At 67.2% G+C, this 15389-nt stretch carries 14 protein-coding genes; 5 read left to right on the top strand and 9 right to left on the bottom strand.

Going from position 1 to position 15389, the window contains the following annotated elements; all coding sequences use genetic code 11:
- Window positions 1-135: 135 nt before the first annotated feature.
- The 7 genes from GD1_RS22040 to GD1_RS22070 all read right to left on the bottom strand — a co-directional run bounded on the left by GD1_RS22040 (window position 136) and on the right by GD1_RS22070 (window position 7512).
- The gene (locus GD1_RS22040) at window positions 136-1161 is read right to left on the bottom strand and encodes an NADH:ubiquinone reductase (Na(+)-transporting) subunit F (protein ID WP_059039589.1); all 1026 of its coding nucleotides are present in this window, start codon (window positions 1159-1161) and stop codon (window positions 136-138) included.
- Window positions 1162-2340, bottom strand: a complete 1179-nt coding sequence (locus tag GD1_RS22045) for a cytochrome P450 (protein WP_059039602.1) — start codon at window positions 2338-2340, stop codon at window positions 1162-1164. It abuts the gene before it with no gap.
- A gap of 568 nt (window positions 2341-2908) precedes the next feature.
- Window positions 2909-3325, bottom strand: coding sequence for a tautomerase family protein (locus GD1_RS22050; protein WP_059039590.1), 417 nt, complete (start codon window positions 3323-3325; stop codon window positions 2909-2911).
- Between the two features lie 27 nt (window positions 3326-3352).
- Window positions 3353-4117: an SDR family NAD(P)-dependent oxidoreductase gene (locus GD1_RS22055; RefSeq protein ID WP_059039592.1), complete on the bottom strand. Its 765-nt coding sequence runs from the start codon at window positions 4115-4117 to the stop codon at window positions 3353-3355.
- Between the two features lies 1 nt (window position 4118).
- Entirely contained in the window at window positions 4119-5588 is a 1470-nt protein-coding gene (locus GD1_RS22060; protein ID WP_059039594.1) for an aldehyde dehydrogenase, read from the bottom strand.
- On the bottom strand, window positions 5585-6637 hold the full coding sequence (dmpG, locus tag GD1_RS22065; RefSeq protein ID WP_020793394.1) for a 4-hydroxy-2-oxovalerate aldolase: 1053 nt from the start codon (window positions 6635-6637) through the stop codon (window positions 5585-5587). The genes GD1_RS22060 and dmpG overlap by 4 nt, the downstream gene beginning before the upstream one ends.
- Window positions 6634-7512: an acetaldehyde dehydrogenase (acetylating) gene (locus GD1_RS22070; RefSeq protein ID WP_059039596.1), complete on the bottom strand. Its 879-nt coding sequence runs from the start codon at window positions 7510-7512 to the stop codon at window positions 6634-6636. Before GD1_RS22070 ends, dmpG begins: the two co-directional genes overlap by 4 nt.
- A gap of 240 nt (window positions 7513-7752) precedes the next feature.
- On the opposite strand from GD1_RS22070, the gene GD1_RS22075 reads away from it, so the two are divergent.
- Complete coding sequence (locus tag GD1_RS22075; protein WP_020793392.1) at window positions 7753-8793, top strand: VOC family protein; 1041 nt, start codon at window positions 7753-7755, stop codon at window positions 8791-8793.
- A gap of 70 nt (window positions 8794-8863) precedes the next feature.
- Here the strand turns inward: GD1_RS22075 and GD1_RS22080 are convergent, their stop codons facing one another.
- Window positions 8864-9313, bottom strand: a complete 450-nt coding sequence (locus tag GD1_RS22080; RefSeq protein ID WP_244882958.1) for a hypothetical protein — start codon at window positions 9311-9313, stop codon at window positions 8864-8866.
- A gap of 226 nt (window positions 9314-9539) precedes the next feature.
- On the opposite strand from GD1_RS22080, the gene GD1_RS22085 reads away from it, so the two are divergent.
- Entirely contained in the window at window positions 9540-10955 is a 1416-nt protein-coding gene (locus GD1_RS22085; RefSeq protein WP_083534605.1) for a hypothetical protein, read from the top strand.
- Between the two features lie 146 nt (window positions 10956-11101).
- Window positions 11102-11758 (top strand): response regulator, encoded by a 657-nt coding sequence (locus GD1_RS22090; RefSeq protein WP_053776066.1) that lies wholly within the window; start codon window positions 11102-11104, stop codon window positions 11756-11758.
- A gap of 13 nt (window positions 11759-11771) precedes the next feature.
- Here GD1_RS22090 and GD1_RS22095 read toward each other — a convergent pair whose 3' ends face one another.
- Window positions 11772-12182, bottom strand: coding sequence for a response regulator (locus GD1_RS22095; RefSeq protein ID WP_020791844.1), 411 nt, complete (start codon window positions 12180-12182; stop codon window positions 11772-11774).
- Between the two features lie 109 nt (window positions 12183-12291).
- On the opposite strand from GD1_RS22095, the gene GD1_RS22100 reads away from it, so the two are divergent.
- On the top strand, window positions 12292-14154 hold the full coding sequence (locus tag GD1_RS22100; RefSeq protein ID WP_083534604.1) for a GAF domain-containing protein: 1863 nt from the start codon (window positions 12292-12294) through the stop codon (window positions 14152-14154).
- A gap of 113 nt (window positions 14155-14267) precedes the next feature.
- Window positions 14268-15089: an alpha/beta fold hydrolase gene (locus GD1_RS22105; RefSeq protein WP_059039600.1), complete on the top strand. Its 822-nt coding sequence runs from the start codon at window positions 14268-14270 to the stop codon at window positions 15087-15089.
- The last annotated feature ends 300 nt before the right edge of the window (window positions 15090-15389 follow it).

The following is a 15389-nucleotide window of genomic DNA, read 5'->3' on the forward strand; positions in this document are numbered from 1 at the left end:
AGGAGCGAAGCGACGAGTCGAGTCGAAACCTCAGACGGCCGACGTAGAGCGGTGACCACTTCCGACGAGACCAACACCGAGAACGCTCGGCCGGAGAGCATCACCGGCCGAGCGTTCCCCTGTATCCGACGTATGTCACACGCCCACCGGGGCCGCCGTGAACTCCTCGCGGAAGATCAGTCGTGGCGCCATCCGTCGCCGTTTGAGCGCCTTGACCGCGGCGGTCACCATGGCCGGGGGACCGCAGAGGTAGGCGCTCATCCCCTTGCAGCTTGCGAAGTCGTCGAGGACCACGTCGGTGACCATCCCGACGGACCCCGTCCACTCTCCGTCGTCAGGATCGGGTTCGCTGAGCGCCGGCCGATAGTGAAATCCCGGATACGCTTGGGCGAGTTCGGTGAAGTACTCGACGTCGTACAGGTCCACCCGACGACGACCACCATGATACAAGAACATCTCGGGCGCGAGATCGTGTTCGAGTGCATGGTGCACGATCGACTTCAGCGGTGCGAGCCCGGTTCCACCACCGATCAGGATCACGGGTGAGTCCTGTTTGTCGGCCAGTCCGAACTGTCCCAGCGGTCCTCGCAGAGCGATCCGTTCGTCGACGGCAAGATCCTTGAAGATCCATCCGTCGGTGGCCATCCCACCCGGCGTCCGTTTGATGTGGAACTCCAGACGGCGTGGGTCTCCCGGCGGATTCGCCATCGAATACTGCCGCGACACACCGACACCCGGAACAACCAACTCACAGTACTGACCTGCGGTGAACTGCATGTCGTCGTCCAGTTCGAGGACCAGGCGACGGGTGTCGGCAGCGATGTCGTCAAGCACGACGACCGTCGCCTCATGATCGCGCAGTCGATGACGGGGGACGGTTCCGTCGACGACGGCAGTGGTCTGCACCGTGAGATCAGACCGGGGTACGGCCATGCACCCCAACGCCATCCCGGTCTGCCGATCGGTGGCGGGGAGCGTCTCCTCAGGTGTCCCGCCGTGGTCCACCTCGCCACACAGAACTCGGAGTTTGCATGTCCCACAGGTACCCTGCGTGCACGAGTGCGGCAGCCACGCGCCATTGCGCAGCGCGGCGTCGAGAACCGTCTGGCCGTCCGCGACCGGGAACGCGGTGCCGTCGCCGGACACAACCACGGTGTGCATTCAGACCTCCCAGGTGACAAACAGTTCCTTGGGCCCGCGGAAGACGAAGCCCCAGAACTCCGGGCTGCGATCGGCATCCGGCTCGATGTTGGGAATCGCCTCGAACAGTTCCTCGAGTGCGATCCGGACGATGGACGTGCCCAGGTAGGTTCCGGCGCACGCATGGTTTCCGGACCCGAATGCCATGTGCGGCATCGTCGGCCGATCCATGTCGTAGCTGTCGGGGTTCTGCCAGGTGTCGTCGTCGCGGTTGGCCGAACCGTAGGCGAGCAGGACCGGCGTTCCCGCCGGCAGTGCCACCCCACCGAGTTCGACGTCGGCGGCGGCGACCTTGACCGCTGCGCTCCAGATCGGTGCCACCCATCGAGCGCCCTCGCCGATCGCCCGCGGCAGGTGCTGCGGCTCGTCGATCACCTTCTCGAGTTGCCCCGGCTGACGGAACAGGCCGGCGAGGGTGGTGGTCATGACGTGGCCGGGTTCTTGCAAGGCGCCCAGCAGGAAGACGTACACGTTGGGATAGATCTCGGAGCGATCCCGCACCTGCCCCTCGGGCATTCCATCGTGGAGCCAGTGCGACAGGAAGGTGTGATCCGGTGTCTCCGTCCACTTGTCGAGCAGCGGGTCGACGATGGCGATGATCTCGTCCTTCACCCGGTCGCCCGCCTCGAACAGCTCCTGGTTCACGAAGTTGCCGTCGGCGTCGACCTCGGCGTTGCCGAACGACAGGGACAGGGTCTGGAACCAGCGGACCAGCGTCTCCGACGGGACCTCGGTCAGTCCCATCAGGTCACCGACCGCCCGGACACTGACCGGCGCGAAGTACTCCTTCTGGATGTCGGCGGAGCCGTTGTCCTCGATCGCCTCGATCATCTCCCGTGCGATCGGACGGACCAGTCGGTCGACATACTCGTCGACCGCATTCGGCCGTAGATGCGGGTCGATCCACGAGCGGATCTCCTTGTGCTCCTCACCGTTTGCCGCGAGCACGGTCTTGTCGCCGAAGGTGCGGTGTCCGGAGGGCGAGATCACCGTCATCCAGTTCTCGCCGTCCTGCGCGACCTGGCGGCACAGATCGTGTGCCGCGACGACGTGCAGGCCGAGCGCCGGGATGAACGCCACCGGCGCCTGCTCGCGCAACCGGGCGTAGATCGCATTCGGGTCGTCGTCGAGTTCTTGCATCGTGATGTCGGCGATCCAGTCCGGGGTCTTCGGACTCACCGACGTCTGGGCTGCGGTCACGTTGTCCTCCAAGGTGTTCGAGTTCACAGCTGCTTGTGATCTGGAACACTAATGTGGGCATGCGGCGGTGAGAATGACTGCGGCTGCACGGTTTGTGGTCTCTGAATGCACGGCGGTCCAAGGCGTCGTCCACCTCACCGACCAGGACCCGAAGTGGTTGCGGACGCGCAGCACTGGCCGTGGTTTCAACCGACCACAGCCCCGGTCGCCGACAAGGTCAACTCACCGGGTTTCGACACGGAGCCTCGCCTCTATCGGCTCGGTTCCGGCTCAACCACCAAGTACCACACCCTAATTGAATGAACACCCGAAGCAGCCGCCGCCGTCACCGACAACGTCCACCCACCCGGTTCCGGCTCAACCATCAGTTGTCACACGATGATTGAGCCGGGACCGAGCGAAGCGAGGACCCGAGTCGAAATCTCCGCCAGCCAGGCACACCAACCCGGCCACAGCTCCGGAACCACAGGTATCCGAAACGGTTGCACCATATGCGAACAGCGAGAAACTACACGGTCGATGCGCGCTCGGCGATCTCGGTGGCGCGGACACCGCTCGCCGGTTCCCCGGCGATTCCCCAGTTCTCGGGACTCACCTCGATGATCTGGCCGCGTACGTGGGTGCGGTCGATCCCCAGTATCTCGACGAGGAGAGACGTCAGCTCCGACAACAACTCGTGTCGTTGCTCGGCCGGACGGCCGGCCAGCACGATGGCGGTGAAGTACGGCGCCACCATCCCGCGGTCCGACACGAGTTCCCCGGCGACGGCGATCGATGACGGCGGGTAGTGGACGAGGAACACCCGAACCCGATCGATCGGGGAGTTCAGCACGCGGGCATAGGTCTTCGACGCCTGCCGGAGCAATGCGGACTCCTGCTCGGCGGTGAACGTGTCGGCGGAGAGGTGGAAGTGGGCGACGGGCATGGTGTTCGGCCTTCGTGGACGGAATGGTTACAGGATGCCGTGCCGCACACCGCCGTCGGCGGTCAGTACGGCACCGTGCAGGACGGAGGCTTCGGGGGCCAGCAATGTCTCCACGAGCCAGGCGATCTCGTCGAGGGTCGGGAGCCGGCCCAGGGTGGTCTTCGACCGGTAGCGGTCCCAGATCTCCGATTCCGGCACCCCGGTCTCGGCGGACTGGGTCTCGATCAGGGCACGCAACCGTGGTGTGTCGACGGGTCCGGGCGCGATCGTGTGTGTGGTGACACCGCGTGGACCGTAGAGTGCGCCGATCTGACGCATCAGGTTGAGCAGAGCCGCATTCGCGGTGCCGGGACCGGCGTCGAGCGGTCCCGGTTCGATACCCAGCGATCCGGCGATCGCCACGAAGCGCGACCCCTCCACCAGCCGGTCACGGACCGACTGCAACAGGCGGGCGACCCCGCCCACCTTGATGTTCGCCGCGAGCGCCAGCGCCGACGGTTCGATGGTGTCCACCGATCCCCGCACCGGTAGACCGGCGGCGAACAAGGCCAGCCCGACCGGGCCGTCGATCGCCGCACTGATGGTCCCGATCGCGTCGTCGGAGGCGATGTCGGCGCGGCACGGCGTGATCAGGTCGCTGGTGGCGGAGAGCTTGTCGAGCTCGTCGGCCGAGCGGCCGACCGCGAGCACCCGATGCCCGCGGTCGACCAGCCGTGCGGTGATGACCGCACCCATCGCTCCGGTCGCGCCGACCACCACACATATCGGCGTATCACCGGTCGGCGTTGCCATCTCAGCCCCGCAACCGCATCGTCACCGCGCGGGGTTCGGTGAAGAAGTCACGCGAGTACTGTCCGCCCTCGCGGCCGAGCCCGCTGATCCCCTCGCCACCGAACGGCAGCCGCAGGTCGCGCTCGAAGAACGTGTTGATCCACACGGTGCCGGCCCGCCAGCGCGCGGCCATGCGGTGAGCCCGGTCGAGGTTCTGGGTGAACAGGATTCCGGCGAGGCCGTACGGCGAGTCGTTGGCGATGCGCAGTGCTTCGTCCTCGGTGTCGAAGCCGATGACGGTCTCGACCGGACCGAAGATCTCCTCACGCGCGGTACGGGACTCGTTGGTCAGCCCGGCGATGACGGTCGGCGGATAATAGAATCCGCCGGCGTGGTCGGGACCGGCCAGACGCTCACCGCCGACGAGGACCTTGCCCCCCTCCTCCTGTGCGAGTTCGACATAGCCGGACACCTTGTCGAGGTGGCGCTGTTCGATCAGCGGCCCCATGAACGTGCCCGCATCCTTCGGGTCGCCGACGACGAGTTTGGCCGCCTCCTCGGTGAACCGCTCCAGGAACTCCTCACGGATCGAGTTCTGCACCAGCAGACGCGACCCCGACAGACACACCTGACCGTTGCCGCCGAAGATCGCACGGATCGACATCGGCACGGCCACATCGAGATCGGCGTCGGCGAAGACGATGTTCGCCGACTTTCCGCCCATCTCCGCCGACACCGGGGTGTGGTTGGCGGCGGCGGCCTGCAAGATCTTCACCCCGGTCGCACTCGACCCGGTGAAGGTGATGCGATCGACGCGCGGATCGGCGGTGAGCGGCCCGGCCACCGCCTCGCCGCCGAAGCCGTGCACCACGTTGAGGACACCGGCGGGCAGCCCTGCCTCCAGCGCGATCTCGGCGAACCGGTTGGCGGTCAACGGTGTCTGCGGTGCCGGCTTGAGCACCGCGGTGTTGCCGAAGGCCAACGCCGGGGCGATCTTCCAGGTCGCCAGCATCAACGGCGCATTCCACGGGCTGATCGCCGACACCACTCCGGCCGGCGGGTACAGCACATAGGAGAACAGGTTGCCGTCCGGGTAGGCCTCGTTGGCGGCCATCGCGACATAGTCGGCGAAGAACCGGAGATTGTGTGCCACACGCGGGATCTCGGCGTGCAGCGACTGGGTGATGGTCTTGCCGCCATCCCGGGTCTCCATCTGCGCCAGTTCTTCCCGATGGTCGTCGACGGCGTCGGCGACGGCATGCAGGATCGTCGCCCGCTCCTTGGGCGACATCTGCGGCCACGGGCCCTCGTCGAAGGCCTTGCGCGCAGCGGTGATCGCGGCGCTGCCGTCGTCGGCGGTGCCCTGCGCCACCGTCGCCAGCAGCGTGCCGTCGTGCGGGTCGCGGGACTCGAAGGTCGCGCCGTCGGAGGCGTCGGTCCAGGTGTCGCCGATCAGATGGCGAATCGCGATGGGGGTGATGTCGGTGCTCATACCGTTGCCGCCTCGGGGATCTCGTAGGTACGTCCGGCCAGTTCGGAGGCGACGTCGATGATCATGTCCTCCTGGCCGCCGATGACTCCGCGACGACCCAGTTCGAGGAGGATCTCGCGGGTGGGGACACCGAACTTCTTGGCCGCACGCTTGGTCGGATGGAAGAACGTCGAGTACACCCCGGCATAGCCGAGTACCAGGGCGGTCTCGTCGACGATCTGTGGTTCCTTCATCAGCGGTGCGACGACATGCTCGGCGGTGTCGATCAGCTCGAACAGGTCCACCCCGGTGTCCCACCCGGCGCGCTCGAATGCCGCGGCGAGTACCTCGGTCTGCGCATTGCCGGCGCTCGCGCCGAGCCCGCGCAACGATCCGTCGATGAAGGTCGCACCGTTCTCCGCCGCCGACAACGCGTTCGCGATCCCCACACCCAGGTTGTTGTGGGCGTGGAAACCGATGTCGGCCTTGATCGCCGACCGCAACGCCGCCACACGCGCACCGGCCTGATCGGGCACCATCGCCCCGGCCGAGTCGACGACGTAGACGACGTCGGCGCCATACGAGTCGAGCTTGGCGGCCTGCTCGGCGAGCGCCTCGGCCTCGAGCTTGTGGCTCATCATCAGGAAGGTCATCACCGTCAGGCCCTGTTCCTTGGCCCACTCGATCGGCTGCTGCCCGCAGTCGGCCTCGGTGCAGTGCACGGCCACGCGGACGGTCTTGATGCCCGCGTCGATCGCGCCCTGCAGTTCGCCGAGGGTGGCGATACCGGGGACGTAGAGCACCGCGATGTCGGCGTTGTCGACGGCGCCGACCGCCGCGCGCACGTACTCGGGGTCGGTGGCGGCGGCGAAACCGTACTGGATGGACGACGCCCCGAGGCCGATGCCGTGGGCGACCTCGATGGTCGAGACGCCGGCACGGTCGAGGCCTGCGGCGATGGCGGCGACGTTGTCGGTGGTGAACTGGTGCGACACGCTCGACATGCCGTCGCGCAGGGTGGTGTCGACCAGGGTGATCTTGCGGTCGGGGTTGTTCGGCGGGGTGGTCACTGGAGGGCTCCTGTCACGAGATTCTGCTGGGCCATCACGTCGGCGACCCGCACCGCGGCGGCGGTGATGATGTCGAGGTTTCCGGCATAGGTGGGTAGGTAGTCGCCGGCGCCGACCACCTCGACCATCACGGTGACGAGGTCTCCGTCGACGTCGACGAGCTTGAGCGTGTAGCCGGGAACGTATTCGGCGACCTTGGCGACCATGTCGACGACGGCACGTTCGATGGCGGCGGCGTCGGGCCTGCGGACCTTGGCGTAGACGGTGTCGCGCATGTTCATCGGCGGTTCGGCCGGATTGATCACCGAGATCGCCTTGGCGGTGTCGGCACCGGCCACCTGGGCGAGCGCACGTCCGGTCTTCTCGCTGAACTCGCTGAGGTTCGCCCGGGTGCCCGGGCCCGCACTCCGAGACGCGATGGCGGCGACGATCTCACCGTAGGAGGCGTCGGCGACGTCGTTGATCGCGGAGAGGATCGGGATGGTGGCCTGCCCGGCGCAACTGACCATGTTCACGTTGGGTGCGCCGAGGTGCTCGTCGAGGTTGACCGCGGGCACCACATACGGGCCGACCGACGCCGGGGTCAGGTCGATGGCGGTGATCCCGGCCTCGGCGTAGCGCGGGGCGGTGGCCGCATGGATCTTGGCCGACGTCGCCTCGAACACCAGATCCGGGAGCTGCGACTGCGACAGCAGCCAGTCGGCACCGCCGGCCGAGGTGGTCAGACCTTCGCGTTCGGCGCGGCGCAGCCCTTCGCTGTCCGGGTCGATACCGACCATGTACACCGGCTCGACCTGCGCCGATCGGAGCAGTTTGTACATCAGGTCCGTTCCGATGTTGCCCGATCCGACGATCGCGGCAGTCAACCGACTCATGTGGTTCTCCCTTGTCCTGCGGCACGGTCTTGCCGACTCGTTGCCGACGACGGTAGGGAGCGCAGACCCCGGCAGGGCGGTGCTGACGGTCTGCCCGGATCGGGACCGACGATGTGGGGCAGTTGTTCGGCTATTCGGAACGGTGGTGACCGGAGTCACAGCGGGGCGGCATCCTCGTGGCAGCCATCCACCGAACGGCACCGCCGATCCGGTGCCCGACGAGTCACCACAGGAGAACCGATGAGCGAGAATTCCGACCGTTTCGAGGTCGCACACCTGGCGCGCTGCGAACTGTTCAGCCCCAAGCCGCAGGAGACGGAGGACTTCTTCACCCGATTCCTCGGCATGTACGTCACCCAGCGCGAGGGTCAGTCGGTGTTCCTGCGGGCCTATGAGGATCCGTACCAGTGGAGCCTGAAGATCACCGAGGCCCCGCAGGCCGGCATGGGGCATGCCGCGCTGCGCACCACGTCGCCGGAGGCACTCGAGCGGCGGGCGGCGTCACTCAAGGACGGCAACGTCGACACCCGCTGGCACGAGGACGAGTTCGGTTTCGGCAAGACCCTGTCGTTCCAGTCCGCCGACGGCCACAACCTGGCGCTGGTGTGGGAGGCCGAGAAGTACGTGGCGCCGCCGGAGCTGCGCAGCAAGATCCTCACCCGCCCGTCCAAGAAGCCGCTGCAGGGTATCCCGGTCAAGCGCATCGACCACCTCAACCTGATGGCATCGGATGTCACCGCGGTGAAGAACGGCTTCGAGCGTCACCTCGGGTTCCGCACCACCGAGCGGGTCGTCGACGGTGACGTGGAGATCGGCGCCTGGATGAGCTCCAACATCCTCGGCCACGAGGTCGCCTGCATGCGGGACATGACCGGCGGTGCCGGGAAGCTGCACCACCTGGCGTTCTACTACGGCAACGGCCAGCACAACGTCGACGCCGCCGAGATGTTCCGCGACTACGACATCCAGATCGAGGCCGGCCCGGATCGCCACGGCATCACGCAGGGCCAGTTCCTCTACGTCTTCGAACCCGGCGGCAACCGGATCGAACTGTTCGGTGAGGCCGGCTACCTGCACATGGATCCCGACTGCCCCACCCAGACCTGGCAGATGTCCGACATCGACACCGGCCTGGCGATCGGCGGGGCGAACCTGCCGTGGGAGACCTACTTCACCTACGGGACCCCGAGCCCGCTGAGCCTGGATCAGCACATCGAGCGGTTCGCGCACTTCGGCCCGGGTGCCGAGGTACCCACGATGGAGCCGGTCGGCGCGGTCTGACCCCCACCACGACAGACGAGACGGGCCACCGGTGTGAACCGGTGGCCCGTCGTCGATCCGGTGGGTCGCGTCAGCGTTGCCCGCGCGCATGCTCGGGCGGGAGCGCGCAGCGCACCCAGTTGCCCACCAGGACCGCATGGCACAAGGTTCCGATCAGGAACCAGTACGACCCGACGCCCAGTCCGGTCTGGGCCGACCAGTAGCCGAGCACCGACAGCGGTACCGCGATCGCACTGATCGCCGCGGCCAGCCAGCACCAGCCGAAGCGGCGCATCGTCGCCGCCGCCGCCGACGCGACGATCGCGGCGACGCCCAGACCGATCGCGAGCTGCGACAGCAGTGTGCGGTGGCCGTCGACGTCGCTGGTCAGCCAGGACGCCAGGCACACACACGCCAGCACGGCGACGGCCGCCCAGATGCTGCGGACGACGTTGGCCGACAGCGGTACCTCGGCGAGCACCCGGCGTTCGATCCGCCGCAACGACCGCGCCAGGCCGGGTTCCATATCCAGCGCAGACACCTTCCTCCGATCGTCGATCACCTCTGCTTCCAGTGTCCCCCACCGGCGCGATCACGTCGTCCCGGGGTTGCTTCGATGAACGGCCTCACCCCACCCGATGACGGCCTGGTGAATCCTGGCCAGATGTGATCCGGCCCATGGTGGATCAGTTGATCCAATCCGTAGGTTGGCCCCGTTCGTCGTGAACCACAGCCCGGTTCACGGCACCGACCGGGTTGGGGAACTCATGGGACTTACCGTCGCGCACCTGCGTCGCGCACTCACGATCGGCATCGCCGCTCTCGTCGTCATCCTCGCGGTGCTCACGGCGGGACCGACGGCGCGCCTGGCCGGGACCGCGGCCGCCGCACCGCCGACCACCCGCCCGAGTTCCTCCTCCCGGCCGGCCCCGACCGCCCCGGCGGTCTCGGCAACCGAGACCCGACCGGACGACAAGACCTGTGTCGGTGCACATTTCGCGACATTCGGAGCCATCTACGACGCCGTCTTCGACTCGTTCGCACCATCGTTGCCCGCGTCGGTGCGCGCGAACGCACCCCAGATCAGGGCTCGGGCACATCACGACATGGATGCCATCCGCATCTCGTCGCTGTGGGTGTCCAACCATCCCGCCGCGATGGGCGCCGGTCCCGACGCCCCGATGAACGACTATCGGGATCCGTTGTCGCAGTGGATCGTCACCCAACTGATGCTGGTGCGGCAGGGACAGTCCGGTCAGGTGATCACCGCAGAGCAGCTCACCCTGTCGCAGGCGGTCGAGTCGGTGTGGCTGTACCTGTACATCACCACCATCATCCCGCTGACCCTGCTCAAGGATGCGATGCCGGGGATCGCCTCGGTGGGCCCGGTGTCGGTGGGCACGCTGGTCACCTTCCCGCTGTCGGTGGGCCTCGCCGTCGTCAAACGGGTGTACAAGGCCATCAGCAATGCGTTGGTGGATGCGTGCATCGTGTCGGTGACCGCCGACGAGCGGGACCGCGCCGGACAACCGGTGCGCGACTTGAACTTCCACCAGAAGGTTCCACCGATCATCGAGGACATGGCCGGTCAGGTGATGATCGCCGATCCGTCGACGTGCCCGGCGATCGGCACCCTGCCGCTGTCCCGGATCGCCGACCGCACCATCGGCTACCTCGCGGCCACCGCCGCGGACAAGGCAACGGCCGCCCGCATCGCCGAGGCCGGCAAGCGCCTGCAATCGTTCATGCGCAGCACCCGGGTGCCGCACAATCTGGTGCCCGCCGATCCCGATGACTTCAGCACCCTCGAGGACCTCACGTCGATGGGTCTCGGTCTGATCCCCACCGTCGGTGGCGCCGCGACCGACGCGCTGGTCGGACTCGGCCACAACATTGCCGGCGGCCGTGATCCGGGGGAGATGATCCCGCTCGGCGACGTCAGTGTGAGTACCTCCCTCACCGCCGCCTACTACGTGTACGCCCTGACCTCGCAGGTCGTCGGGATCGTCTCCGACGCCATCTCCGAGCAGATCGTCGCCACCGTCCTCGGCGGGGCCGACGTGATCCCCCACATCGGAGGATTGGTCAACGCGCCCAACACCTATGGGCTCGTCGTCTACCACCATGCACTGCGGTCGCTGTGCCTGGCCGAGGACAACCGGGGTCCGGCGCCGCGGTGGTGATCGGCGGACCCCGGGTGACACCCCGCCGCATCCCGTCACCAGAGCACGTCGTGCACCGGTGATCGGCCCACCCGAGCACACCTCTGCCGTGACCCCTCCCGAGATGAGAGACTTCTCCGGTGAAGTCCTGACCGGCGAGAGGATCGATGCCCGTGGTGCGCGTGGTGGTGGCCGATGACGACGTACTGCTGCGCGAAGGGCTGGCGAGTCTGCTCGCCGGTTCCGGGTTCGAGGTGGTCGGCCAGGCCGGCGACGGAACCCAACTGCTGGAGGCGGTCCGCAGGTACGAGCCCGATCTCGCGGTGGTCGACATCCGGATGCCGCCCACCCACACCGCCGAAGGACTCGACGCCGCCCTACACATCCGCCGCGAGGCCCCGGGGACGTCGATCCTTCTGCTCTCCGCGCACATCGAGGTCGACCACGCCCTCGAACTGCTCGACGAGGGGCACGCCATCGGCTATCTGCTCAAGAGTCGCGTCACCGACGTCTCCACATTTCTCGACTCGGTGAACCGGGTGGCCGCAGGCGGATCGGTGATCGACCCGGCGCTGGTGCACGAGCTGGTGGCGACGCGGCGGCGTACCGATCCACTCGCCGTACTCAGTGCCCGCGAACGCGAGGTGCTGACGCTGATGGCAGAAGGGTTGTCCAACACCGGGATCGGTGGCCGGCTCTGGATCACCGAGGGCACCGTGGAAAAGCATGTCCGCAGCATCCTGACCAAACTCGACCTCCCCGAGACGGCCGACGACAACCGCCGCGTGCGCGCGGTCATCACCTACCTCGATGCCACCAGCTGACCACGGTCTCCGATCAGTGGACGCCGGTACCGGAGCCGGCGCCGGAGTCGGTGCCGAGCATGGCGGTGATCCGCTCCGCCGACAACGCGAACTTCGGGATGAATCCCCGCACCGGAGACTCGGCGATCATGTCGGCGAAGTCGTCGGGGTCATGCGTCGAGACCATGATGATCCGTCCACCGGCATCGGCGTCGAGGTCCTGGAGTGCGTCGACCACATCGAATCCGCTGTGTTCACCGAGGTCGATGTCCACCAGCACCACGTCGGGATGTTCGCGTCGATAGCCGGCCACCGCCTCGTCGACGTCGCCTGTCGCGGCGACCACCAGGATTCCGGCGCGTTCGAGCAGACCGCACACCGCGGTCCTGAATGCGGCACTGTCATCGACGATCAGACACGTCAGGTGCCCCGATGACGGTTCCATATTTGCCAGGGTGTCAGATGTGCCGGCCTGCCGGCATCCCTGCTACCCGGAACATCCGCCGCGACGAATCGATCGCCGGTGGCGCCACGACCCCGCGGAGGGAGGCCGTATGTCTCGTGCCGAACGCCTGATCGCCCTGGTCCTCCGGCCGACGTCACCGCCGTTGTCCGTCGGGATCGTGCTCGCTGGGGTTCTGATCGCGGCGGAGATCGCGATCGTGCTCGCCCTCAAGCAAATCGCCCCGGACAACGCCTTCGGTGCGATCTTCCTCTTCGGCGTGCTGGTGATCTCCGCCGGCTGGGGCATGTATCTGGCGCTGGCAACGTCGCTGGCCAGTGCGATCGCATATGTGACCATCCATGTCAGCGAGGGCAGTGAGAGCTTCGCACCGTCGGCGCTGGTCTTCCTCACCCTGGCCCTGTTGACCAATCTCCTCGTCGGGCAGTCGCGGGTCCGGGCGCTCGAGGCGCGCCAGCGCAGTGCCGAGTCGGAGTTGGCGGCGGCGCTGGCACGGTCGATGCTGCGGGCAGCGACCACCGATGAGGCCCTCGACGCGGCGGGCCGGTTGCTCTCACGCGTCCTGGATGTCCCGGCACCGCACGCCGTCCTCACCGGCCCCGATCACATCCCCGAACCCGATCCTCTTCCCGATTCCGGCATCTGCACGTCCATCCCGCTCCGCGACGGCGACATCCTCGTCGGATATCTGTTGGTCCCGATCGGACTGTCCGCCGACCGGCTCCGCAGGATACGGCGGATGGTCCCCTCCCTGGAGGCGCTGTTGTCGGCGGTGTGGGAACGTGATCGGCTCACCGCCGAGCTCGACGAGAGCCAGCGACGCAGTCATGCCCGGATCACGACGCTCGCCCGCCGTCAGTCCGCGCTGCGCCGGGTGGCCACGCTGGTCGCCCGACGAGCCGAGCCCGACCCCACCTTTGCCGCCCTGCTGCGTGAACTCACGACGAGTGCCGACGCCCGGCACATCTCGGTGATCCGTTACGACGGAGACCAGTTCACCGTTCTCGCCGCGCATGACGAGGGGGCGGCCGGGGTCCGGCCGGGCGATCGTCTACCGCTCGGTGGCCACAACATCGCCAGCCATATCGCATCCACCGGCACCACCGCGACGCTGTCCTATGCCGACGGTGACGATCCCGTTTCCCGCCGTGCCCGCGAGCACGGCCTGATCGCTGCCGCCGGAGCTCCCATCGTCGTCGACGACGACGTGTGGGGGGCGGTGATCGTGGCGACCGCACATGGTCGGATCGATGACGACATCGTCGATCACATCGCGGATTTCGCCGATCTGGCGGCCACTGCGGTGGTCAACGACGAGATCCGGACCCAGCTCACCCGATCCCGTGCCCGTGTGATCGCCGCCACCGACGCGGCACGGCGGGCATTGGAACGCGACCTCCACGACGGAGCGCAACAGCGGATCGTCTCGCTCGGCCTGGAGTTGCGCGCCATCCAGGCGAACGTTCCGGCCGGCGCCGAGGAGGTACGCGGCGAGATCGATCGCGCCGTCGACATGCTCTCGCAGATCCACGGCGACCTGCAGGAGCTCTCCCGTGGCATCCATCCCGCGATCCTGTCCCGGGGTGGTCTGGCCGCAGCCCTCAAGACCCTCGCACGCCGCTCGCCGATCCCGGTGGAGACCACCATCTCCGTGCCCCGCCGTCTGCCCGAACCGGTCGAGGTGGCCGCGTACTACGTTGTCGCCGAGGCACTCACGAACACCGCCAAGTACGCCGGCGCCGAGGTCGCCCGGGTGACGGCCACCGCCACCAACGACGTCCTCCTCCTCGAGGTCACCGACGACGGCATCGGCGGCGCGCTGCCGGAGACCGGTAGCGGTCTCATCGGACTGCACGATCGCATCGATTCCGCCGGCGGAACCATCGATGTCATCAGCCCGCCCGGGGGCGGTACCCGGATCAGCGTCCGTGTGCCACTACCGGTTGACCGGTAGTCGTCGTTACCGACAGCACTGCCCGAGGTCGGTGGTCAGCCCTGACGACATCGTGCCCGGTGACGACGAGAGTTGGTGACGTTCCACCACCGCCACTCTCACAGGAGGACACCATGCCTTTCATCACCACCACCGACGGCGTCGAGATCTACTACACCGAGCAGGGTTCGGGCCGTCCGGTTGTGCTCAGCCACGGTTGGCCGTTGTCGTCGGATGCCTGGCAGGTCGAGCTGAAGCTGCTGGCCGATGCCGGCTACCGGGCCATCGCCCACGATCGACGCGGCCACGGCCGGTCGGAGAAGACCTACACCGGCAACGACATGGACACCTATGCCCGTGACCTGCGTGACCTCGTCGAGGCACTGGACCTGACGGATCTGGTCCTGATCGGCCACTCCACCGGAGGCGGCGAGGTGGTCCGCTATGCGGCCCGGTACGGAGCCGGGCGCGTCGCCAAGATCATCACCGCCGGTGCGGTGCCCCCGCTGATGCTGCAGACTCCGGACAACCCGGAGGGAACCCCGATCTCGGTGTTCGACGGTATCCGTGAGGGTGTGCTCAAGGACCGCTCGCAGTTCTACCAGGATCTGGCAGAGACGTTCTTCGGTGCCAACCGGGAGGGTTCGGCGGTGTCGCAGGGCGCGAAGGACGATTTCTGGCGCCAGGGCATGCTGGTCAATCTCGCCGCGGCCTACGACTGCGTCAAGGCCTTCTCCGAGACCGACCAGACCGAGGATCTCAAGGCCCTCGATGTCCCGATCATGATCGCCCAGGGCGACGACGACCAGATCGTGCCGATCGCTGCAGCCGCCCGCAAGTCCATCGACCTGGTCTCCGACGGCACGCTCAAGGTGTATCCCGGTGCACCACACGGCATCTACGGCGACTACCAGGTTGCCCTCGACGCCGACATCCTGAAGTTCATCGAAGAATGATCCGGCACCACCCTACTCGAACAGCAACTGGCCGTTGATGCTTGAGCCGACGACGAGCAAAGCGACGGGACGTGTCGAAACCTCCGACGGCCGAATTGCCGAGGTGACCACCTCTGAGGCGGTCACCACCCGGAGGCTTGCCTGCGGAGATTTCGACACGGATCCTCGCGATGCTCGGTCCCGGCTCAATCGGCAAGCAGCCGTTGGTGGTTGAGACGATGAGGAGCGTAGCGACGAGGCGTGTCGAAACCTCAGACAGCCGAACTCGCCAACGCAACCACCCAGATCTCAACTCAATCA

It is taken from the genome of Gordonia desulfuricans NBRC 100010 (genome assembly GCF_001485495.1).
Taxonomy (GTDB): Bacteria; Actinomycetota; Actinomycetes; order Mycobacteriales; family Mycobacteriaceae; genus Gordonia; species Gordonia desulfuricans.

What these genes read in the sequence shown, in the direction of transcription:
- GD1_RS22040 (WP_059039589.1), bottom strand. Translation starts at nt 1,161, where the DNA reads ATGCACACCGTGGTTGTGTCCGGCGACGGCACCGCGTTCCCGGTCGCG.
- GD1_RS22045 (WP_059039602.1), bottom strand. Translation starts at nt 2,340, where the DNA reads ATGCAAGAACTCGACGACGACCCGAATGCGATCTACGCCCGGTTGCGC.
- GD1_RS22050 (WP_059039590.1), bottom strand. Translation starts at nt 3,325, where the DNA reads ATGCCCGTCGCCCACTTCCACCTCTCCGCCGACACGTTCACCGCCGAG.
- GD1_RS22055 (WP_059039592.1), bottom strand. Translation starts at nt 4,117, where the DNA reads ATGGCAACGCCGACCGGTGATACGCCGATATGTGTGGTGGTCGGCGCG.
- GD1_RS22060 (WP_059039594.1), bottom strand. Translation starts at nt 5,588, where the DNA reads ATGAGCACCGACATCACCCCCATCGCGATTCGCCATCTGATCGGCGAC.
- GD1_RS22070 (WP_059039596.1), bottom strand. Translation starts at nt 7,512, where the DNA reads ATGAGTCGGTTGACTGCCGCGATCGTCGGATCGGGCAACATCGGAACG.
- GD1_RS22075 (WP_020793392.1), top strand. Translation starts at nt 7,753, where the DNA reads ATGAGCGAGAATTCCGACCGTTTCGAGGTCGCACACCTGGCGCGCTGC.
- GD1_RS22085 (WP_083534605.1), top strand. Translation starts at nt 9,540, where the DNA reads ATGGGACTTACCGTCGCGCACCTGCGTCGCGCACTCACGATCGGCATC.
- GD1_RS22090 (WP_053776066.1), top strand. Translation starts at nt 11,102, where the DNA reads ATGCCCGTGGTGCGCGTGGTGGTGGCCGATGACGACGTACTGCTGCGC.
- GD1_RS22095 (WP_020791844.1), bottom strand. Translation starts at nt 12,182, where the DNA reads ATGGAACCGTCATCGGGGCACCTGACGTGTCTGATCGTCGATGACAGT.
- GD1_RS22100 (WP_083534604.1), top strand. Translation starts at nt 12,292, where the DNA reads ATGTCTCGTGCCGAACGCCTGATCGCCCTGGTCCTCCGGCCGACGTCA.
- GD1_RS22105 (WP_059039600.1), top strand. Translation starts at nt 14,268, where the DNA reads ATGCCTTTCATCACCACCACCGACGGCGTCGAGATCTACTACACCGAG.